Annotated in this window: 19 protein-coding genes, 1 tRNA gene and 1 pseudogene; 9 read left to right on the forward strand and 12 right to left on the reverse strand. The window is 70.8% G+C overall.

From position 1 onward, the window contains the following. From ACIP5M_RS00855 to ACIP5M_RS00865, 3 genes are all read left to right on the forward strand, one after another. Nucleotides 1–1395, forward strand: a complete 1395-nt coding sequence (locus ACIP5M_RS00855) for a sensor histidine kinase (RefSeq protein ID WP_401190486.1) — start codon at nt 1–3, stop codon at nt 1393–1395. A gap of 140 nt (nt 1396–1535) precedes the next feature. Continuing rightward, nucleotides 1536–2198 (forward strand): NADPH-dependent F420 reductase, encoded by a 663-nt coding sequence (locus tag ACIP5M_RS00860; protein WP_401190488.1) that lies wholly within the window; start codon nt 1536–1538, stop codon nt 2196–2198. A 144-nt stretch (nt 2199–2342) separates the two neighbouring features. After that, the gene (locus ACIP5M_RS00865; RefSeq protein ID WP_401190490.1) at nt 2343–2639 is read left to right on the forward strand and encodes a DUF3303 family protein; all 297 of its coding nucleotides are present in this window, start codon (nt 2343–2345) and stop codon (nt 2637–2639) included. A 29-nt stretch (nt 2640–2668) separates the two neighbouring features. Here the strand turns inward: ACIP5M_RS00865 and ACIP5M_RS00870 are convergent, their stop codons facing one another. Next, a complete protein-coding gene (locus tag ACIP5M_RS00870) occupies nt 2669–3169 on the reverse strand; it encodes a MarR family winged helix-turn-helix transcriptional regulator (protein WP_401190492.1) in 501 nt (166 codons plus the stop codon). A 119-nt stretch (nt 3170–3288) separates the two neighbouring features. Here ACIP5M_RS00870 and ACIP5M_RS00875 point away from each other — a divergent pair, with 119 nt between their 5' ends. Then, nucleotides 3289–4110, forward strand: a complete 822-nt coding sequence (locus tag ACIP5M_RS00875; RefSeq protein ID WP_401190493.1) for an NAD(P)H-binding protein — start codon at nt 3289–3291, stop codon at nt 4108–4110. A 60-nt stretch (nt 4111–4170) separates the two neighbouring features. Here the strand turns inward: ACIP5M_RS00875 and ACIP5M_RS00880 are convergent, their stop codons facing one another. After that, a complete protein-coding gene (locus tag ACIP5M_RS00880) occupies nt 4171–4749 on the reverse strand; it encodes a TetR/AcrR family transcriptional regulator (RefSeq protein ID WP_401190495.1) in 579 nt (192 codons plus the stop codon). Nucleotides 4750–4848: 99 nt separating this feature from the next. Between ACIP5M_RS00880 and ACIP5M_RS00885 the strand changes: the two genes are divergently transcribed. Continuing rightward, nucleotides 4849–5664, forward strand: coding sequence for an SDR family oxidoreductase (locus ACIP5M_RS00885; protein WP_401190497.1), 816 nt, complete (start codon nt 4849–4851; stop codon nt 5662–5664). Next, nucleotides 5651–5779, forward strand: a pseudogene (locus ACIP5M_RS00890) (LacI family transcriptional regulator); the annotation flags it as partial. The gene ACIP5M_RS00885 and the pseudogene ACIP5M_RS00890, both read left to right, overlap by 14 nt. Nucleotides 5780–5886: 107 nt before the next feature. Here ACIP5M_RS00890 and ACIP5M_RS00895 read toward each other — a convergent pair. The 4 genes from ACIP5M_RS00895 to ACIP5M_RS00910 all read right to left on the reverse strand — a co-directional run bounded on the left by ACIP5M_RS00895 (nt 5887) and on the right by ACIP5M_RS00910 (nt 8770). Beyond that, nucleotides 5887–5959: transfer RNA gene (locus tag ACIP5M_RS00895), tRNA-His, on the reverse strand. Nucleotides 5960–6077: 118 nt separating this feature from the next. After that, entirely contained in the window at nt 6078–6680 is a 603-nt protein-coding gene (gene orn, locus ACIP5M_RS00900) for an oligoribonuclease (RefSeq protein WP_401190498.1), read from the reverse strand. Nucleotides 6681–6786: 106 nt separating this feature from the next. Then, entirely contained in the window at nt 6787–7959 is a 1173-nt protein-coding gene (locus tag ACIP5M_RS00905) for a helix-turn-helix domain-containing protein (RefSeq protein ID WP_401190500.1), read from the reverse strand. Nucleotides 7960–8335: 376 nt separating this feature from the next. Beyond that, entirely contained in the window at nt 8336–8770 is a 435-nt protein-coding gene (locus tag ACIP5M_RS00910; RefSeq protein WP_401190501.1) for a hypothetical protein, read from the reverse strand. Nucleotides 8771–9092: 322 nt separating this feature from the next. Between ACIP5M_RS00910 and ACIP5M_RS00915 the strand changes: the two genes are divergently transcribed. Continuing rightward, nucleotides 9093–9626, forward strand: coding sequence for a universal stress protein (locus tag ACIP5M_RS00915; RefSeq protein WP_401190503.1), 534 nt, complete (start codon nt 9093–9095; stop codon nt 9624–9626). Between the two features lie 97 nt (nt 9627–9723). Next, a complete protein-coding gene (locus ACIP5M_RS00920) occupies nt 9724–10290 on the forward strand; it encodes an acetate uptake transporter (RefSeq protein WP_401190505.1) in 567 nt (188 codons plus the stop codon). An 80-nt stretch (nt 10291–10370) separates the two neighbouring features. Here ACIP5M_RS00920 and glmS read toward each other — a convergent pair whose 3' ends face one another. Beyond that, the gene (gene glmS, locus ACIP5M_RS00925; protein ID WP_401190507.1) at nt 10371–12188 is read right to left on the reverse strand and encodes a glutamine--fructose-6-phosphate transaminase (isomerizing); all 1818 of its coding nucleotides are present in this window, start codon (nt 12186–12188) and stop codon (nt 10371–10373) included. Between the two features lie 36 nt (nt 12189–12224). Beyond that, nucleotides 12225–12500: a hypothetical protein gene (locus ACIP5M_RS00930; RefSeq protein ID WP_401190508.1), complete on the reverse strand. Its 276-nt coding sequence runs from the start codon at nt 12498–12500 to the stop codon at nt 12225–12227. A 219-nt stretch (nt 12501–12719) separates the two neighbouring features. Between ACIP5M_RS00930 and ACIP5M_RS00935 the strand changes: the two genes are divergently transcribed. Then, nucleotides 12720–14315, forward strand: coding sequence for a beta-N-acetylhexosaminidase (locus ACIP5M_RS00935; RefSeq protein WP_401190509.1), 1596 nt, complete (start codon nt 12720–12722; stop codon nt 14313–14315). 63 nt (nt 14316–14378) lie between these two features. On the opposite strand, the gene ACIP5M_RS00940 is transcribed toward ACIP5M_RS00935, so the two are convergent. From ACIP5M_RS00940 to ACIP5M_RS00955, 4 genes are read right to left on the reverse strand one after another with little or no spacing between them, the layout of a single operon-like run. After that, a complete protein-coding gene (locus ACIP5M_RS00940; RefSeq protein WP_401190511.1) occupies nt 14379–16160 on the reverse strand; it encodes an IucA/IucC family protein in 1782 nt (593 codons plus the stop codon). Then, nucleotides 16157–16744: a GNAT family N-acetyltransferase gene (locus ACIP5M_RS00945; RefSeq protein ID WP_401190513.1), complete on the reverse strand. Its 588-nt coding sequence runs from the start codon at nt 16742–16744 to the stop codon at nt 16157–16159. The genes ACIP5M_RS00940 and ACIP5M_RS00945 overlap by 4 nt, the downstream gene beginning before the upstream one ends. Continuing rightward, nucleotides 16741–18042: a lysine N(6)-hydroxylase/L-ornithine N(5)-oxygenase family protein gene (locus tag ACIP5M_RS00950; protein WP_401190515.1), complete on the reverse strand. Its 1302-nt coding sequence runs from the start codon at nt 18040–18042 to the stop codon at nt 16741–16743. The genes ACIP5M_RS00945 and ACIP5M_RS00950 overlap by 4 nt, the downstream gene beginning before the upstream one ends. Further along, nucleotides 18026–19516 carry a pyridoxal phosphate-dependent decarboxylase family protein gene (locus ACIP5M_RS00955; protein ID WP_401190517.1) on the reverse strand — a complete coding sequence of 497 codons (1491 nt, stop codon included), beginning with the start codon at nt 19514–19516 and terminating at the stop codon, nt 18026–18028. The genes ACIP5M_RS00950 and ACIP5M_RS00955 overlap by 17 nt, the downstream gene beginning before the upstream one ends. Nucleotides 19517–19616: the final 100 nt, after the last annotated feature.

Genomic DNA, 19616 nt, shown 5'->3' on the forward strand with positions numbered 1-19616 from the left:
ATGAGGTGGGCGCTGGTCAAGGTGTGCCTCGCGGTCACGGTCATGGTGGTCGTGGCCTTCGCCGTGCCCCTCGGGCTCGTCGTCAAGGAGATGGCCAGCGACCGGGCCTTCTCCAACGCCGAGCGGCAGGCCGCCACCATCGGGCCGACACTGTCGATCACCACCGACCCGGTGCAGCTGCGCAAGGCCGTGGAATCCACACAGATGGGCGCATCCCGGCGGATGGCCGTCCACGTGCCCGCGATCGGCGGCAGTGCGCCGGTGGACATCGGCGAGGGCCGCGCGGGCGAGCGCGCCGTCGCCGAGACCCGCCGGATGGGGCGGGCCACGACGGCCTCGGTCGCCGGCGGCGGCTCGGCGCTGCTCCAGCCGATCGCGCTCGGGTCCGGGGACATCGCCGTCGTGGAGGTCTTCGTACCGGAGAGCGAGGTCAGCAACGGCGTCACGACCGCCTGGCTGGTGCTCGCCGGTGTGGGGCTGGCGCTGATCGTGGGCTCGGTGGCCGTCGCGGACCGGCTCGGCGCCCGGCTCGTCCGGCCGGCCGAGCGGCTCGCGGACGCCGCGCACCAGCTGGGCGAAGGGCGGCTGGGGGCCCGCGTACCGGAAGACGGGCCGAAGGAACTCCGCTCGGCGGCCGTCGCGTTCAACTCGATGGCGGACCAGGTCGTGGAACTCCTCGCCAACGAGCGGGAGCTGGCCGCCGACCTGTCGCACCGGCTGCGGACGCCGCTGACGGTGCTGCGGCTCAACACGGCCTCCCTCGGGGACGGCGCGGCCGCCGATCAGACCCGGGCGGCTGTCGAGCAGCTGGAGCGGGAGGTCGACACGATCATCCGTACGGCCCGCGAACAGCGCCCGGCCACCGGCCTGACCGGCGCGGGCGCCGGGGCGGGCGCGGGCTGCGACGCCTCCGAGGTGATCCGCGACCGGATGGCCTTCTGGTCGGCGCTGGCGGAGGACGAGGGCCGCGAGGTGCGGCTCGCCGGGGTGGACCGTACGGTACGGATCCCCGTGGCGCGGCCCGAACTGGCCGCCGCCCTCGACGCCATGCTCGGCAACGTCTTCCGGCACACCCCCGAGGGCACCCCCTTCGCGGTGGACGTCCACGACGCCTCCGACGCGGTCATCGTGCTCGTCTCGGACGCGGGCCCCGGCATCGCCGACCCGGACGCCGCCCTGCGCCGCGGCAACGACGGCGCCCGCGACGGCTCGACGGGCCTCGGCCTCGACATCGTGCGCCGGGTCGCCGAGTCGACCGGCGGCGACCTGCGGCTGGGGCGCTCGGTGCTCGGCGGAACCGAGGTGCGGGTCTGGATCGGCCTGGACGGGCGCACCCGCGGCGGTTCCGGCGGAGTCCGGACCAGGCGCGACCGGCGCAAGCGGCGCAGCAACTGACGTAACGGGGGAGGGCGGGGGGCGCGCCTCGCGGGCGGTGTGTCCGTCCGTCGGTACGGTCCGCGCCATGGACACCCCCGTCTTCGGCGGGGTCGTGCTGGGCGCGCCGGGCATTCCCGGCCCAGCGGAAGGAAACAGGCATGCGCTACGCAGTCCTCGGCACCGGAATCGCCGGCCGTACGCTGGCGGCCCGGCTCGCCTCCCTGGGCCACGACGTGGTCATCGGCACCAGGGACCCCGAGGCGACCGCCGGGCGCGCCGAGTACGCCGAGTGGCAGGCGCTCCAGCCCCAGGTGCGGCTCGCCGCCTTCGCGGAGGCCGCGCGGGACGCGGACACCCTGGTCAACGCCACCGGCGGGCAGGTCAGCATCGCCGCGCTGACGGAAGCCGGCGCGGCCCGCCTGGACGGCAAGGTCCTGATCGACGTCGCGAACCCGCTGGACTTCGCGCGGGGGTTCCCGCCGAGCCTGGACCCGGTGGGCACCGACAGCCTGGGCGAGCTGATCCAGCGCACCTTCCCGGGGCTGCGGGTGGTCAAGACGCTGAACACGATGAACTGCCGGATCATGGTCGATCCGGGCCGGGTCGCCGGTGAGCACCACGTCTTCCTGTCGGGTGAGGACGCGGACGCGAAGAAGGCCGTACGGGAGCTGCTGCGCTCCTTCGGCTGGCGGGAGCGGAGCATCCTCGATCTGGGCGGCATCGAGACGGCCCGGGGTGTGGAGATGATGCTCCCGGTGTGGCTGCGGCTGATGGGGGCCCTGGGGCACACGGACTTCAACTTCCACATCCAGGGGGCGTAGTTACGGCGTTGCGGGCGCCGCGCCTTCCCCCTACGGCTTCCCCGCGTGCGGCTCCTTCCCCCGTACGGCCGCCGCCCGGACGGTGGCGAGATGTTGCCGGGTCCGGCGGCCCCGCCCAGGGTGGCCCTGACGGAAGGAGCCGGCATGAGAGTCATGCTCAGGGCCCACATGGACACGGCCGCCACGAACGAGGGCATCAAGAGCGGGGCCCTGCCCCAGGCGATCAGGAAGCTGATGGACACGGTCAAGCCGGAGGCGGCCTACTTCGGGCTGCACGAGGGCGTGCGGTCCTGCTGGATCGTCTTCGACCTGCAGGACAGCGCGGTGATGCCGTCGCTGACGTGGGACCTGTTCCAGGACTTCAACGCCGAGATCGAGGTCGGTCCGGTGATGACGCCCGAGGAGCTGGCGAAGGCGCTGGGGGCTTTGCAGTCCTCGTAGCGGCTCGCGACCGCAGGGGCGGGGCGCTTTCAGCCGGCCTCGCCCGAGGTCAGCCGCTTGGCCTGGGCCCGGCCGACCTCGGCGGCGCGGTGCAGGTAGTCGGCGATGACGGCGAGTTCGGAGTCGGAGTAGCTCTCCAGTACGGCCCCGAAGGCCCGGCCGGGGGTGTCCCAGGCGGCGCCGATCCGCCGGCGGGCTTCGGGGGACAGGGAGACGAGGGAGCGGCGGCGGTCGTGGGGGTCGGCGTGCCGCTCGACGATGCCCGCCTTGACCATGCGGTCCACGAGGCGGGTGGCGGAGCCGGAGGTCAGACCGGTGAGGCGGGCGATGTCGCCGGTAGTGACGGGGCCGGGCTCCATGTCGAGGAGGGCGACGCACTGCATGTCGGTGGGGTGCAGGCCGACGTGGTCGGCCATGGCCTGGTTGAAGAGGGAGTAGTCGGCGTAGTGCCGCTGGCTCTCGGTGACGATGCGCGCGAGCAGCTCGGCTCGGCTCCACTCATCACCCTTACGAGGGGAATCGGTTGACATCGGCTTCTCCATGCTCCAAATTTATCTGCGTGACACAGAGAATGTGTAGCGCAGAATCTGTGTCACGGTTCCAGCGTAGCGAGAATCCGAGAAACACAGAACCGAGAGCAGGAATCACCATGTCGATCCTCGTCACCGGCGGCCGCGGCGCCGTCGCCCGCGGACTCTCCGCGCTCCTCGCCTCCCACGGCATCCCGCACCGCGTCGGCTCGCGCGAGCCGGCCGGCCCCGACACCGTCCACTGCGACCTCTCCGACCCGGCGACCTTCCCGGGCGCCCTCGAGGGGGTCCGCTCCGTCTTCCTCTACGCCGAGGCCTCCGGCATCGATGCCTTCGTCAAGGAGGCCGTCGCCGCCGGCGTCGAGCACGTGGTGCTCCTGTCCTCCTCCTCGGTGCTGGCCCCCGATGCCGCCGACAGCCCGCTGTCCGCATCCCACCTCGCCGTGGAACAGGCCCTGTCCGCCTCCCCGCTGCGCACCACCCTGCTGCGTCCCGGATCCTTCGCGAGCAACGCGCTCGGCTGGGCGTGGTCGCTGAAGTCCGGCCGCCCGGTCCACCTGCCCTACCCGGGGGCCTACTGCGACCCCGTCCACGAGGCCGACCTCGCGGAGGCCGCCTTCGCCGTCCTCACGGACCCCGCCCTCGGTGGCCGCGCCTACACCCTGACCGGGCCGCAGACGCTGACCTTCGAGGCCCAGCTCTCCGTACTCGGCCACGCCCTCGGCCGGCCCGTACCCTTCGAGGCCGTCACCGCCGAGCAGTGGAAGTCCGAGGTCGACGGCTACATACCCGGCCCCTACGCCGAAGCCCTGCTCGACTTCTGGGCTTCCTCGGACGGCCTCCCGCTCGAGCTCACCGATGAGGTGCACCACCTCACCGGTCACCCGGCCCGCACCTTCGAGACCTGGGTGAAGGACCACGCCGACGCCTTCGACGCCTAGAGGGGCGCGGTGTTCGGTACGGGAGCGCAGGCGGCCGGTCTCGGTGGCCGGTGTCATCCGCTAGGCGAGGGAGTCGATCCAGCGTTCCAGGCGGCGGGCCTCGGTGGTCATGAGGTCCGGGTCGCGGAAGGTGTTGGTGAGCAGCGAGACGCCCTGGTAGGCGGAGAGCAGGGCAACCGCGAGTTCGCGGGCGTCGGTGCGGCCCATCGCGCGGAACTGCTGTTCGGCCCAGTCGAGCAGGATGCGCATGACCTGGGCGATGGACTGGTCGAGGCCGTCGGCGCGCTTGTCGAGTTCCGAGGCGAGGCTGCCGGTGGGGCAGCCGTACCGGGCCGTGAGGTCGCGCTGCTCGGTCCAACCGTTCACCAGGGCCTTCAGGCGGCCCTGAGGCGTGGGGAGTTGGTCGAGCGCACCGATCAGACCCTGGAGGCTCTCGGCGTGGGCGTCGATCGCGGCTTCGACGAGCTGGTCCTTGGTCTTGAAGTAGTAGTAGACGTTGCCCACCGGGACCTCCGCCGCCTGGGCGATGTCGGCGAGCGTGGTCTGGGCGACGCCCTGTGCGTGGAGCACCTGGGCGGCGGCCGCCGCCAGCCGCTCCCGCTTGCCGGACGTCCGTCGCGGCTTCTTTGAGTCAGTCACCTGACTAACTGTAGACGAGAGAAAAGGGGACGGCTATGGTCGGGGAAGTGAGTCAGTCAACTCACTAATGACTCAACTGCCGAGTTTCAGGGGGACGTTGTGATCGTGGTGACAGGTGCGACGGGGAATGTCGGGCAGGAGCTCGTACGGATCCTGGCGGCGGCGGGCGAGCAGGTGACCGCCGTGTCCAGGCGGCCCGCGGAGGTGCCCGAGGGGGCCCGCCATCATCAGGCGGACCTTGCCGAGCCGCAGGGGCTGCGGCCCGCGCTCGAAGGCGCGGACGCGCTGTTCCTGATCGTCGCCGGCGACAACCCGCAGGGCATCCTCGACCGGGCCCGGGCGGCCGGGATCGGGCGGGTCGTCCTGCTCTCCTCGCAGGGGGTCGGCACGCGCCCCGAGGTCTACCGGCACCCCGCGGAGTTCGAGGCGGCCGTCCGGCGGTCCGGCCTGGAGTGGACGGTCCTGCGCTCCGGCGGTCTGAACTCCAACGCCTTCGCCTGGGCCGAGACGATCCGCATGCGGCGCACGGCCATGGCGCCCTTCGGCGACGTGGGGCTGCCGACCGTCGACCCGGCGGATGTCGCCGAGGTCGCGGCCGCCGTCCTGCGCGAACCCGGACACGGCGGCAGGACCTACGAGCTGACCGGGCCGGTCCTGACCACCCCGAGGGAGCGGGTGGAGGCGATCGGCGCGGCCCTGGGCGAGCCCGTGCGGTTCGTCGAGCAGAGCCGGGAGGAGGCCCGCGCCCAGATGCTCGGCTTCATGCCCGAGCCCGTCGTCGAGGGAACCCTCGGGATCCTCGGGGCACCCCTGCCCGCCGAACTTGTACCCAGCCCCGCCGTGGAGCGGATACTCGGCCGCCCCGCCCGGCCCTTCACCGATTGGGCGGCGCGCTTCGCCCCGGCCTTCCGCTGACGCGGTCTTCGCCGCCTCGGACGCCATGGCGGCGGGCGCCCGGCGTGAGCTGCGCGCGGCCGGCCGGCGGATGCGGCGGGAGGCGGCGCTCGCCGGATTCGGCGACTCCGCGGTGACCGGAAAGGTTCACCGGGCCGGGGCGTCCCGGCCAACCTTTCCGGCCACGGCACCGGAAACGCAGAAGGCCCCGGTCCGCTTTCACGGACCGGGGCCTTCCCGCAGGGTGAGTGACGGGACTTGAACCCGCGGCCACCTGGACCACAACCAGGTGCTCTACCAACTGAGCTACACCCACCATGTCCGGTCGGAAAACCGACCGGCCGAAGAAAAGGGTACAGGGTCCGGGAGGGTGCTCGCTCCCACCTTTTCTCCCGACCCCCGCCCGGGTTTCCCCGGCTCTGTCTCCGGCGGTGCTACTCGGCGGGCACGACGTGCTTGGCGGCGATGCTCCGCGCCGTGTCCGAGTCGGGGCCGGGCTGCGGAACGAAGACCGCCTCCCGGTAGTAGCGCAGCTCGGCGATGGACTCCTTGATGTCCGCGAGCGCCCGGTGGTTGCCGTTCTTCGGCGGGCTGTTGAAGTAGGCCCGCGGGTACCAGCGGCGCGCCAGCTCCTTGATCGAGGACACGTCCACGATCCGGTAGTGCAGGTAGCCCTCCAGCGCGGCCATGTCGCGCAGCAGGAAGCCGCGGTCGGTGCCGACCGTGTTCCCGCACAGGGGCGCCTTGCGGGGCTCCTTCACGTGCTCCCGTACGTACGCCAGGACCTGGGCCTCGGCATCCGCGAGGGTGGTCCCGCCGGGCAGCTCGTCGAGCAGTCCGGAGGCGGTGTGCATCGCGCGCACCACGTCGGGCATGGTCTCCAGGGCCGCGTCCGGCGGGCGGATCACGATGTCCACGCCTTCGCCGAGCACGTTGAGCTCCGAGTCGGTGACCAGCGCGGCCACCTCGATAAGTGCGTCGTCCGTCAACGAGAGCCCGGTCATCTCGCAGTCGATCCACACCATGCGATCGTTCATGTGTCCCACCTTATGCGGTCGCTCCGGGAGCGGACCGCACAAGCGGAAGGTCCCCCGTTCGGTGGTGACCGATGGAGGACCTTCCGTGTCGTACCCGTTGTGTGGGTTACGCGTGTTCCCGCAGGACCCGGCCGGGCGAGTACAGCTCGGTCACCGACGGGCCGGCCGCGGCCAGGGCCGCCGCCGCCCGCTGGGGCTGCGGAGTGCGCTGGTGCGGCACCGGGGCCCCCGAGAGCTCGGAGACCTGCGCCACGTCGCCCTGCGGCCGACGCGCCCGGTAGGCGGACCGGTAGGCGGCCGGGGAGGACCCCAGCTGCCGCCGGAAGTGCCCGCGCAGCGCGACCGGCGAGCGGAACCCGCAGCGCCCGGCGACCTCGTCGACCGAGTAGTCGGAGGTCTCCAGCAGCCGCTGTGCCTGGAGCACCCGCTGGGTGATCAGCCACTGCAGCGGCGCGCTGCCGGTCAGCGAGCGGAACCGCCGGTCGAAGGTGCGCCGGCTCATGTACGCACGGGCCGCCAGCGTCTCCACGTCGAACTGCTCGTGGAGGTGCTCCAGCGCCCAGGCGACGACCTCGGCCAGCGGGTCGGCGCCGATCTCCTCCGGCAGCGACCGGTCGAGATAGCGTTCCTGGCCGCCGGTGCGGCGCGGCGGCACGACGAGCCTGCGGGCCAGGGCCCCGGCCGCCTCGCTGCCGTGGTCCGTGCGCACGATGTGCAGGCACAGGTCGATTCCGGCCGCGGTGCCCGCGGACGTGAGCACGTCGCCGTCGTCGACGAACAGCTCGCGCGGATCGACGTGGACGGACGGGTACCGCTTGGCCAGCGTCGGCGCGTACATCCAGTGCGTCGTCGCGGGCCGGCCGTCCAGCAGACCCGCGGCGGCGAGCACGAAGGCTCCCGTGCACAGGCCGACGATCCGGGCCCCCTCCTCATGCGCCAGACGCAGTGCGTCGAGCGCCTCCGGAGGCGGCGGTGAGGTGATGGAGCGCCAGGCGGGCACGACGACCGTCCCTGCCCGGGCGATCGCCTCCAACCCGTATGGCGCGGTCAGTTCGAGTCCGCCGGTGGTCCTGAGTGGACCGTCCTCACCGGCGCACACGAGCAATCGATAGCGTGGAACTCCCGCGTCCTGCCGGTCGATGCCGAACACGGAAAGTGGAATGGAGCTCTCGAAGATCGGTCCGCCGCTGAAGAGCAGCACCGCGACGATCTCCCTGCGGCGACGCCCCGCGAGCTTCCGGCCGGCGTCTGCGACGACGGCGGTGGAATCCTGGCTCATGGCGCTAAGCCCCCCTTGGGTGTCGCGACTCCTTGGTCTGGTCGCACCTGCACGTTTCCCCTCGGCCTTGCACGTGGATCCCCCGCCGTAAAAACATGATCGAATCTACTGCGTCCCGTGGTGTCGGCGTGACAAGTTCAGCACGCAGCGCTATGTCGACTTCTCAACTTGGCGAAAAGCATTCGATCAGGAAGCGTTCCGCTCCGCTAGCCGGGTGGGAAGCGCTCCGTCCGCCTGTGGCCAGTACCCGTAGGGTCGTGACGCCCCCCGCGCTCTGTCGTCCCTGGTGGTAGGGGGGTTGGGGGGACATTCCGGCAAGGAGGGCAACCTGCCGGGAAGTTGGCTGAAAACATGCGGGTGTGGGTGTGCGAATAAGTCAGTCCTGCGGGGAGATCGGGTCAGAGGCGCCGCAGCCGCGGTGGTTCCCGGGCCCGCCGCGGGAGTGCCGGCCGCGGTGACCGGGCGCGAGCCCCTCCTGCGCCCGCCCCCGGGCCGCGGCCCGCTCCGTCCGCTCCGAGAGGCGCAGCAGCACCCGGCACGCGGCTGTGACGGCGAGCAGGCCGAGGGTCGCGACGGCCGCCCCGCCGAAGGAGGTCCCGTAGACGACGAGGACCACGGGCACGAGCAGGCAGCTGAAGGCGGCCCACCGGACGACGTCACCCGCGGGGTCGTCCTGGTGGTGTCTCGCGGACTGCACGGACGGGTGAAGGGGCGTGCGCGGCGAAGGGGTGAAGTGCGCAACGGTGTCGGCGTAGTGGACGGACTGCGTCGGCTGAGCTGGCTGGACGGGGTGAACCGGATGGCCGGGCACGGCGTGCTCCCTGCGGGCTCTTCCTGGACGGTCGGACTCTTGTCCAACGCCCCTCGGCAGGGCTCGGTCACTCCGCACACGGGTGGCGACGGGGCCGATCGTCACTGGCTGTAGGGGGCAGCGGCCATTGCCAAGGCGGGCTCGCTCCGGCATGCTCCCTGGGACGCTCTCCAAGGGCGGCAAGCCCTGTGCAGGCAGGAGTGTCGCCGTACCCTGGTGGGTATGGGCTTGGGAAGATGCTTCCCGGACAGAGCTCCGTCACCCAGCGTCGCCGAATTTCGCCCCTGTTCCTTCCTCCAAGGACCTCCTCGCCGAGACACCCATGGCCGGTCACGAATTCTCCGAACCCGCGGACCGCAAGCGCAAACGCCTCGCCGACCCCGCGTCGGCCGCCGATCTGCGCGCGGTGGAACAGACACGCCTGCCCTGCGATCCGGCCTTCCGGCACGGGGTCGTCGTGGGATTCGACGGATCCACCTCCAGCGAGCGCGCCCTCGCGTACGCGATCGGCATGGCCCGCCGCTCCGGATCCGGTCTGATCATCGTCCATGTGGCCAACCGGCTGCCCACCACGGTGTGGGCCGGCTGTGAGCCGCCGGTCTTTGTGGACGTGCCGGACCACCGCACCGAGGTGCTCGGACTGGAACTCGCCTGCGCGGACTACCTGTCGGAAGTGCCGTGGATCCTGGTCGAGCGCGGTGGTGACATCTGCCATGAGCTGGAGGAGGTCGGTCGTGAGTATTCGGCCGACGCCATCGTGGTCGGTTCCACGCACGGAATCGTCGGCCGGATCTTCGGGTCCGTGGCGGGCCGGCTCGCCAAGCGCGCACAGCGACCGGTCGTTGTCATTCCGTGACCGCTTGCTAGGCGATTGTGCGGTTGTGCACCCCTGTAAAGGGTAGATAAATGCTGCTGGGACGCAGCAAACAACTGCAGATCGAAGGGAGCCCGCCGTGGACAATGGTGTCTCTGCGGGAAGCACGGCCTCGACCTCGACCCTCGGGCACATCGCCCTGGGTCTCACCCTTCTCGCATTCGGCGTCGGCCACACCGGTGTCATCGACGGAGTGTCCGCCGCCAATTCCGTGTCGCTCGCGATGTACGTCGGCGGTGCGGCCCTGTTCCTCCTGGGACTCCTCGAGTACCGCGGCGGGAACGGCTTCAACGGCACCGCGTTCGCGGGCCTCGGCATCTTCTGGTTCACGTGGGCCAAGGGCGCCGGAGCTTCCGTCTCCGACGAAGCAGCCGGAACGTTCCTCGTCCTCTTCGCGATGCTCGCACTGACCCTCACGGTCGCCGCGGCGAGCGGTCTTTTCAGTCAGGGCGTCTACGCCCTGCTGACCCTGTCCCTCCTCCTGCTGGCGATAGGCGCGTTCGCGGACAACGGCGCCCTCGCCAAGGCGGGCGGCTGGGTCGCCGCCGTGGCCGGCCTGCTGGCCTGGTACGGGGCCACCGCGGCTCTGGCACACTGGCCCATGGCGGTGGGCAGGGCCCGGCGCGGCGCGGTCGCCGCGGGCTGAGCGGTCGCAGGCAGGCGAGAACCCCCGTGCGCAGGGAGCGCACGGGGGTTCTCGCGTGTCGCGACTACGCGACTTCGCGACTATTCGACGGTGACCGACTTCGCCAGGTTGCGCGGCTTGTCGATGTCCCGGCCCATGGCCAGGGCCGTGTGGTACGCGAACAGCTGGAGCGGGATGCCCATCAGGATCGGGTCCAGCTCGTCCTCGTTCTTCGGCACCACGATGGTGTGGTCGGCCTTCTCCTGCTCGCGGTGGGCGACGGCGAGGATCCGGCCGCTGCGGGCCTTGATCTCCTCCAGCGCGGCGCGGTTCTTCTCCAGCAGGTCGTCGTCCGGGACGATCGCGACCGTCGGCAGCGAGGGCTCGATGAGCGCGAGCGGACCGTGCTTGAGCTCGGAGGCCGGGTAGGCCTCGGCGTGGATGTAGGAGATTTCCTTGAGCTTGAGGGAGGCCTCCAGCGCCACCGGGTAGCCCCGCACACGGCCGATGAACATCATCGACTTGGCCTCGGCGTACTCGGCGGCCAGCTTCTTGATGTCCTCCTCGCCCTTGAGGATCTCCTCGATCTGGGCGGGCAGCCGGCGCAGGCCCTCGATGATCCGCTTGCCGTCGGTGACCGACAGGTCGCGGATGCGGCCCAGGTGCACGGCCAGCAGCGCGAAGGCCACGACCGTGTTGGTGAAGCACTTGGTGGAGACGACGCACACCTCGGGGCCGGCGTGCACGTACACGCCGCCGTCGGCCTCGCGGGCGATAGCGGAGCCGACCACGTTGACCACGCCGAGGACGCGGGCGCCCTTGCGCTTGAGCTCCTGCACCGCCGCGAGCACGTCGTACGTCTCACCGGACTGCGAGACCGCGATGTACAGGGTGTCGGGGTCCACGACCGGGTTGCGGTAGCGGAATTCGGAGGCCGGCTCCGCGTCGGCGGGGATGCGGGCCATGCCCTCGATGAGGCCGGCGCCGATCATGCCCGCGTGGTACGAGGTGCCGCAGCCCAGGATCTTGACGCGGCGGATGCCGCGCGCCTCGCGCGGGTCCAGGTTCAGCCCGCCCAGGTGCACGGTGGAGAAGCGGTCGTCGATCCGGCCGCGCAGCACGCGGTCGACCGCGTCGGGCTGCTCGGAGATCTCCTTGTGCATGTAGGTGTCGTGGCCGCCCATGTCGTACGAGGCGGCCTCCCACTCCACGATCTCCGGCGTGGCGGTGGTGGTGGCACCGCTGGTGGTGTAGGTGCGGAAGTCGTCGGCCTTCAGGGTGGCCATCTCGCCGTCGTCGAGGGTGACGACCTGGCGGGTGTGGGCGACGAGCGCGGCGACGTCCGACGCGACGAACATCTCCTTCTCGCCGATGCCGAGCACGACGGGGGAGCCGTTGCGGGCGACGACGATGCGGTCGGCGAAGTCGGCGTGCATGACGGCGATGCCGTAGGTGCCCTCGATCACCTGGACCGCCTCGCGGACCTTGCCCTCCAGGGTGTCGGCCTCGGAGCGGGCGATCAGGTGGACGATGACCTCGGTGTCGGTCTCGGACACGAAGACGATGCCGTCGGCCTCGAGCTTGGCGCGCAGCTCGGAGGCGTTGTCCACGATGCCGTTGTGGACGACCGCGACCTTGTTGTCGGCGTCGAGGTGCGGGTGCGAGTTGATGTCGCTCGGGGCGCCGTGCGTGGCCCAGCGGGTGTGGGCGATGCCGGTGGTGCCGGCGAAGCGCTTGGGGACACGGGACTCCAGGTCGCGGACCCGGCCCTTGGCCTTGACCACCTTGAGGGCGGCGGCCTTCGGGCTGTTCACGACGATGCCCGCGGAGTCGTATCCGCGGTACTCGAGCCGCTGCAGGCCCTCCAGCAGCAGCGGTGCCACGTCACGCTTACCGATGTAACCGACGATTCCGCACATAAAAGTGTTACCCCTCCTGAAGTTCCGGTGGCTCTCTCAGCCGTAGACGATGCGGCGCAGCTGCCGGAGCGAGAGCTCCGGGGGCGCCACGGCGCGGTGCGGCAGTTCCGCCGCGATCCGCTCGAAGATCTCCGCGTTCACGGCCCCGCCGGACTGCAGTTCGCGGTGGCGGCGTCGGACGTAGTCCTCGGTCGTCTCATCGAAGTACGCGAGCACGTCGAGTACCACCCGGGCGGCTTCGCCCCGCTGGAGCGAGGTGCTCCGCACCAGGTGTTCGACGAGGTCGTCATGCGACGGGCGGCGGTCGAGCACCCGTAGATACTGACGGTTCCCGCCGCTGAACGCAAAGATTCTGCCCGAATGCGGGCAGGATCACCTTGGTATGAACCAGCGGAATGGTGGGATCCGGTCAGAATCGGGACAAAACCGGGCGCGTGCCCAACGAATGTCCGCGCCGTCCTTCCGGATGATTTCCGCCCTCCGGGCCTCGGGGCGGCCTCCGCGGCGGCCCCCTTGGCCTATACCTGGGCCATGAGAGTCCTGCGACGCACGCTCGGCACCCTCCTGCTCCTCTGCGCGGCCCCCGCCCTGGCCACGGGCTGCACCACCGCCCGGGGGGACGACGCCAAACCCGGCGATGTCCCCCGCGCCGCCCCGGCCCCCTTCGAACGGCTCCTGCCGGCGCCCGTCTCCGCACGGGCCGCGGGCCCCGGGTACGCCTTCGGGGCGGGCACGGTCATCCGTACCGGCCGGGGCTCCGACGAGGAGGTCCGCAGGGTCGGCGAGCTCCTCGCGGAACAGCTGCGCGGCCCGAGCGGGCTGCCGCTCCCGGTGGTCGACGGGGCCGAAGGGGGCGGGATCCGGCTCCGGATCGACGAGGAGGCCGAGGAGACCGGGGCGGAGGGGTACCGGCTGGAGTCCGGACCGACCGGGGTCACCCTCACCGCGCGCACCCCGGCCGGACTGTTCCACGCCGGCCAGACCCTGCGGCAGCTGGTGCCGGTCGCGGGCCCGGGAACGGTGCCGGGCGGGACGGTCACCGACAGGCCGCGCTTCGCGTACCGGGGGGCGATGGTCGACATCGCGCGGCACTTCTTCACGGTGGAGCAGGTGAAGAGGTACGTGGACCAGCTCGCCCAGTACAAGGTCAACACGCTGCACCTGCACCTGACCGACGACCAGGGGTGGCGCCTGGCGGTGGACTCCTGGCCGAGGCTCGCCCCGTACGGGGGCGGCAGCGAGGTCGGCGGCGGCCCGGGCGGCCACTGGACCAAGGACCAGTACCGGGATCTGGTGGCCTACGCGGCGGACCGGTACGTGGACGTGGTCCCGGAGATCGACATGCCCGGGCACACCAACGCGGCGCTCGCCTCCTACGCGGAGCTGAACTGCGACGGGAAGGCACCCGAGCGGTACACCGGCATCAAGGTCGGCTTCAGCTCGCTGTGCGTCGCCAAGGAGCGGACGTACGAGTTCGTGGACCAGGTGCTCGGCGAGCTGGCGGAGCTCACGCCGGGCCGCTACCTCCACATCGGCGGCGACGAGGCGCACTCGACCCCGGCGGCGGGCTACGCGGCCTTCATGGACCGGGCGCAGGCGGTGGTGGGCCGGCACGGGAAGACGGTGCTCGCCTGGCACCAGCTGGCGTCGGCCCGGCCGGCGGCGGGCGCGGTGCTCCAGTACTGGGGACACGACCGGACGGCCGCGGCGGAGAAGGAGGCCGTGGCGGCGGCGGCGAAGGCCGGGCACCCCGTGATCCTGTCACCGGCGGACCGGCTGTACCTGGACATGAAGTACGACAAGGCGACGAAGCCGGGCCTCGCGTGGGCCGGCTACGTCCCGGTGCGGCGCGCCTACGCCTGGGACCCCGGGGCCTACCTGCCCGGCGTGGCGGAATCCTCGGTCCTGGGCGTCGAGGCACCGCTGTGGACGGAGACGATCGCGAACCGGGGCGACTGGGAACTGATGGCGTTCCCGCGGATCCTGGGCCTGGCGGAACTGGGCTGGTCCCCGGCCGGCGCCCTCGACTGGGCCGCGTACCGCGAACGCCTCGCGGCGCAGGGCCCCCGGCTGGACGCCCAGGACATCTCCTACTTCCGCGACCCGGAGGTGCCCTGGCAGCGGTAACCGGAGAAGAGAGGGAAGGGCGCGCGCCGCCGAGGGACCGTATTCACCGGCGCGCGCCCCGGGTCACCGTCGCGCGAAGGGTGCGACGGGGTTTTTGAGGGTGCCGATCAGCTGGAGGGCCGCTGACGGGTCGGCGAGGTCGACCATCTGCTTGTTGTTGCGCAGCTGGAGGCGGTTCAGGCAGGACAGCTGGAATTCCTCCGCGAAGAGGTCGTAGCGGGCGAAGCGGTCCGCCAGGGCCGGGACCGAGTCCTGGTAGTCGTGGGCGCAGTCCGCCACCGCGCGCCAGAACGTCTCCTCGGTGCAGATGCCCTCCGAGGCCAGGATCGAGCCCAGGAAGCGGAAGAAGCAGTCGAAGACGTCCGTGAAGACGGACAGGAGCTTCATGTCCTCCGGGATGTCGGCCTTGATGCGCTCCACGGCCGGCGGCAGGACCGCGTCCGGGTCCATGACCACGATCTCCTCGGCGATGTCCTTGAAGATCGCCCGCTGCACCACACCGTCCTTGATGACCAGGATGGTGTTCTCGCCGTGCGGCATGTACGCCAGGTCGTACTGGTAGAAGCAGTGGAGGAGGGGGAGGAGGTACGCCCGGAGGTACGGCTTCAGCCACTCGGCGGGGGTGAGGCCCGACTCCTCGATCAGCGCGCCGACGAACGAGCGGCCCTCCGCGTCCACGTGGAGGAGGGAGGCCATGGTCGCGAGGCGCTCCCCGTCCCGCAGGGAGTTCACCGGGGACTCGCGCCACAGCGCGGCCAGCATCTTGCGGTACGGCGAGTACCGGTCGGTGGCGCGCTCGTACTGGCGGTGGTGGTAGCCGATGGCCGCGCGCTCGCGGATGATCGAGAAGTCGACGGACTGGAGGACCTCGTCGCCCTCGATCAGCTGGTGCAGCCAGTCGTTGATGGCCGGCGTGGCCTCCATGTACGCGGCGGAGAGGCCCCGCATGAAGCCCATGTTGAGGACCGAGATCGCGGTCTTCACGTAGTGCTTCTCGGGGGTGGTGGTGTTGAAGAACGTACGGATCGACTGCTGGGCCAGATACGCGTCCTCGCCCTCGCCGAGCAGCACCAGGCGGCGGTTGGCTATCTCGGCCGCGAAGGTGACCGTGGTCTTGTTCCACCACTGCCAGGGGTGGACCGGGAACAGGTGGTAGTCCGCCGGGTCCAGGCCCAGGGAGGCCAGTTTCGCGGAGAAGCCGGCGACGGCCGCCTCGCCCAGTTCCTCGCGCATGAAGGAGTCGTGGTCCAGGCCCGCGCCGGCCGTGAAGGTGGAGACGTCCTTGCGGGCCGCGACCCACACCAGGTGGACGGGGCTCGCGGTCTCGGGTGCGTACGAGAGGTACTCGTGCACGCCGAAGCCCAGGCGGCCGTTGTTCGCCACGAAACAGGGGTGGCCCTCGGTCATGCCGGTCTCGATGTCCTGGAAGGAGGACTTGGCGAGGACCGCGGACGGGATCTGCGGCTTCGTGTACTTGAAGCCCGCGCCGGCCAGGGTCGAGGAGATCTCCTCCAGGTAGACCGGCAGGACCTCCGCGCTCAGGCCCAGGGCCTGCTGGAGCTCGATGTGGAAATCGAGGGCGTCCAGCGGGAGCTCGGCGCCGTCCTGGTGGCGGGTGACCGAGGATTCGTCCACCGCCCAGTGGTCCAGCGCGTGGAGGACGGCCTTGAAGCGGTACTCGACGGTCCCGTCGTCGCTGAGCACCGAGTACCGGTCCCCGCCCAGCGGCTTCGGGGTCAGCAGGCGCTCGTGGGAGAACTCCGCGAGCGCCTTGCGGACCAGCGCGCGGTTGGCGCGGGCCCACAGCTCGGGGGCGAGGTGGGAGACGGCGTCGGCGAGGCTCATATCGACTCCCCCACGAGGATGCCGGTGGCGGCCTCGAACCGGGCGCGGGTGCAGAAGCTGAGGAGGGCTTCCTTCTCCGGCTTCCGGACCGGGCCGTGGGGGACGAAGCCGACCGCTTCGTTCAGGGCGTGGACCGCCGTGTTGCGGACGTCCGGTTCGACGACGACCCGTTCGGTCGCCGGATCGGCGAAGAGGGCGGCCATGACGGTGGTGATGACCGCGCGGGTGAACCCGCTGAGCGGGGTTTCCGTCGGGGCCACCAGGAAGTGCATGCCGACGTCGCCCGGCCGGGCGTCGTACAGGCCGACGAGCTCGAGCCGCGCAGGGTCGTAGCTCTCCATCAGGAAGGCGGGGCGGCCCTCGTGCAGGCCGATGAAGGCCTGGTGGTGCTCGTGGGCGGCGATGCGCATGTACTCGCGCTCGACGTCGGGAAGCGAGGCGTCCTGCATCATCCAGAACGAGGCCTTGGGGTGCGTGACCCAGCCGTGCAGCAGCTCCGCGTCGGCGAAGGGGTCCAGCGGGCGGAGGGAGAAGGTCCCGAGGGCCGGGTCCGTCCGCGAGAAGAGGATGTCGGTGGTGCTCATACGTGCATGCCTTCCGGGGCTGCGAACTGCTGGAACGCGATGGACTTCTCGACCTTGTAGTGCTCGCGGCCGAGGAGTTCGCCCACGATGTAGGCGTTGCGGTACGCGGCCATGCCCAGGTCGGGCGAGGTCAGCGAGTGGTTGTGGGTCGTGCCGTTCTGGAGGTACACCCCGCGGCCCGTAGTGTCGACGCTGTAGTTGCGGGCGGCGTCGAGGCGGCCCCGGCCGTCGAAGTTCAGCCGCCCGCGCACCGGGGCGAGGAACTCGGGGACGCGGTACTTGTAGCCGGTGGCCAGGACCAGGCCCTCGGTGTCGAGGGTGAAGTCCCGCTCCTGCTCCTCCTGGCGCAGGCCCAGCGTGTAGGTCCGCGTGGTGGTGTCGTAGGCCGCGCTGTTCAGTGAGGTGTTGGTCAGCAGGGTGGTCGGCACCTGGCCCGGCATGGTGATCTTCTTCTGGTAGAGCAGGTCGAAGATGGCGTTGATCAGATCGCCGTCGATGCCCTTGAAGAGGTTCTTCTGCTGGGTCTCCAGCCGGTAGCGGGTGTCCTCGGGGAGCGCGTGGAAGTAGTCCACGTACTCGGGCGAGGTCATCTCCAGCGTCAGCTTCGTGTACTCCAGAGGGAAGAACCGGGGGGAACGCGTGACCCAGTTGAGCTGGTAGCCGTACGCGTCGATCTCGGCGAGGAGGTCGTAGTAGATCTCGGCGGCGCTCTGGCCGGAACCGATCAGGGTGATCGACTTCTTCTTCTGCAACTCCGCCTTGTGCTGCATGTAGGAGGAGTTGTGCAGGTGGTCGCCGCCGAGTCCGGCGCAGGCCTCCGGGACGAAGGGCGGTGTGCCGGTGCCCAGAACCAGGCGGCGGGCCAGGTGGGTTCCGCCCTTGTCGGTGTGGACCTCGTAGAGACCGGCCCGCTCGTCGTAGGTGACCTCGGTGACGGAGGTGGAGTACAGGACGTTGTCGAGCCGGTCGGCCGCCCAGCGGCAGTAGTCGTTGTACTCGGCGCGCAGCGGGTAGAAGTTCTCCCGGATGTAGAAGGAGTACAGCCGGTCCTTGTCCTTCAGGTAGTTCAGGAAGGAGAAGGGCGAGGTGGGGTCGGCGAGGGTGACCAGGTCCGACATGAACGGCGTCTGCAGGTGCGCGCCGTCGAGGAACATCCCGGCGTGCCACTCGAAGTGCGGCTTGGACTCGATGAAGAGGCCGTCGAGCTCGTCGATCGGGGCGGTCAGGCAGGCGAGTCCCAGGTTGAAGGGACCGAGGCCGATTCCGATGAAGTCGTGGGGCTTAACGGTGGACGGCAAGGGATTCTCCCAGGAACTGCTCGGCGTGTGCGGCGAGGAGGTCGAGGACGGCCGCGATGTCGGCCGTCGTGGTCTGCGGGTTGAGGAGGGTGAACTTCAGGTACTGCTTCCCGTCCACCCTGGTGCCGGCGACGACCGCCTCGCCGGAGGCGAAGAGCGCCTTGCGGGCGTGCAGCTGGGCCTCGTCGACGAGGTCGGCGGGGACCTCCTCGCCGGGCAGGAAGCGGAAGACGAGGGTGGAGATCTGCGGCTCGACGACGACCTCGAAGCGCGGGTCGGCCGCGATGACCTCGTGGCCGGCGGCGGCCAGGTCGACCACCTGGTCGAAGAGGGAGCCGATCCCGTCGGCGCCCATGATGCGCAGGGTCATCCAGAGCTTGAGGGCGTCGAAGCGGCGCGTGGTCTGGATGGACTTGTCGACCTGGTTCGGGATCCGCTCCTCGGCCATGCGGCGCGGGTTGAGGTAGTCCGCGTGGTACGTGGCGTGCCTGAGGGTGTCTCGGTCGCGCACCAGCATGGCGCTGGAGCTCACGGGCTGGAAGAACGACTTGTGGTAGTCGACCGTGACCGAGTCGGCGTGCTCGATGCCGTCCAGGAGGTGCCGGCGGGTGGGGGAGACCAGCAGTCCGCAGCCGTACGCGGCGTCCACGTGCATCCAGGCGGAGTGCTCGCCGGCCAGGCGGGCGATCTCGGGGAGCGGGTCGATGGACCCGAAGTCGGTGGTGCCGGCGGTCGCCACGACGGCCATCGGGAAGAGGCCCTCGGCGGCGCAGGTCTCCAGCTCCAGCGCGAGGACGGAGGTGTCCATCCGGCGGTTCCGGTCGACCGGGACGGCGATGACGGCCTCGTAACCCAAGCCCAGCATGGCGGCCGACTTCTGCACGCTGAAGTGGCCCGCCTCGGAGGCGAAGATGCGCAGTTTCGGCAGGACTTCCGCCTTCGTGAGGCGGATGCCGGCGTCCAGCGCGCGCTTCATGACGACCCGGCAGGCCTCGTCGCGGGCCAGCAGCAGGGCGTGGAAGTTGGACTGGCTGCCGCCGGAGGTGAAGATCCCGTCCGCGCCCTCGCCGAGGCCGATGCGGCGGGCGGTCCAGTCGATCAGGCGGCGCTCGATGAGCGTGCCGCCGATGGACTGGTCCCAGGTGTCGAGGGAGGAGTTGACGGCCGAGAGGACGGCCTCGCCGACCACCGCGGGGATGACCACCGGGCAGTTGAGGTGCCCGAGGTAGCGCGGGTGGTGGAAGTAGACGGCGTCGCGGAGGTAGACGTCCTCCAGCTCGGCCAGCGCGGCAGAGACGTCGGCCAGCGGGGTGTCGAGGTCGATTCCGTTGACCACCGGGGCGAGTTCGTCGACCGAGATGCCGGTGTGGGGCCGTTCGGTGGTGGCGAGTTTGGCGGCGACGCGGTCGACGCCCTCGGTGACAGAACGCCGGTAGACATCCGCGGTCGTCTCGTTCAGCAGATGCTGGCGCATCAACTTTCCTCCGGGCAGGTGGGGTACCTCCCAGCGGTGGCTGGGGAGCGAAGGTGGTGGGGTGTTGCTTAGGTTAGCCTAACCTAACTTCATCTCCAAA

Origin of the sequence: Streptomyces sp. NPDC088762 (assembly GCF_044750905.1) — a bacterium.
GTDB lineage: Bacteria > Actinomycetota > Actinomycetes > Streptomycetales > Streptomycetaceae > Streptomyces.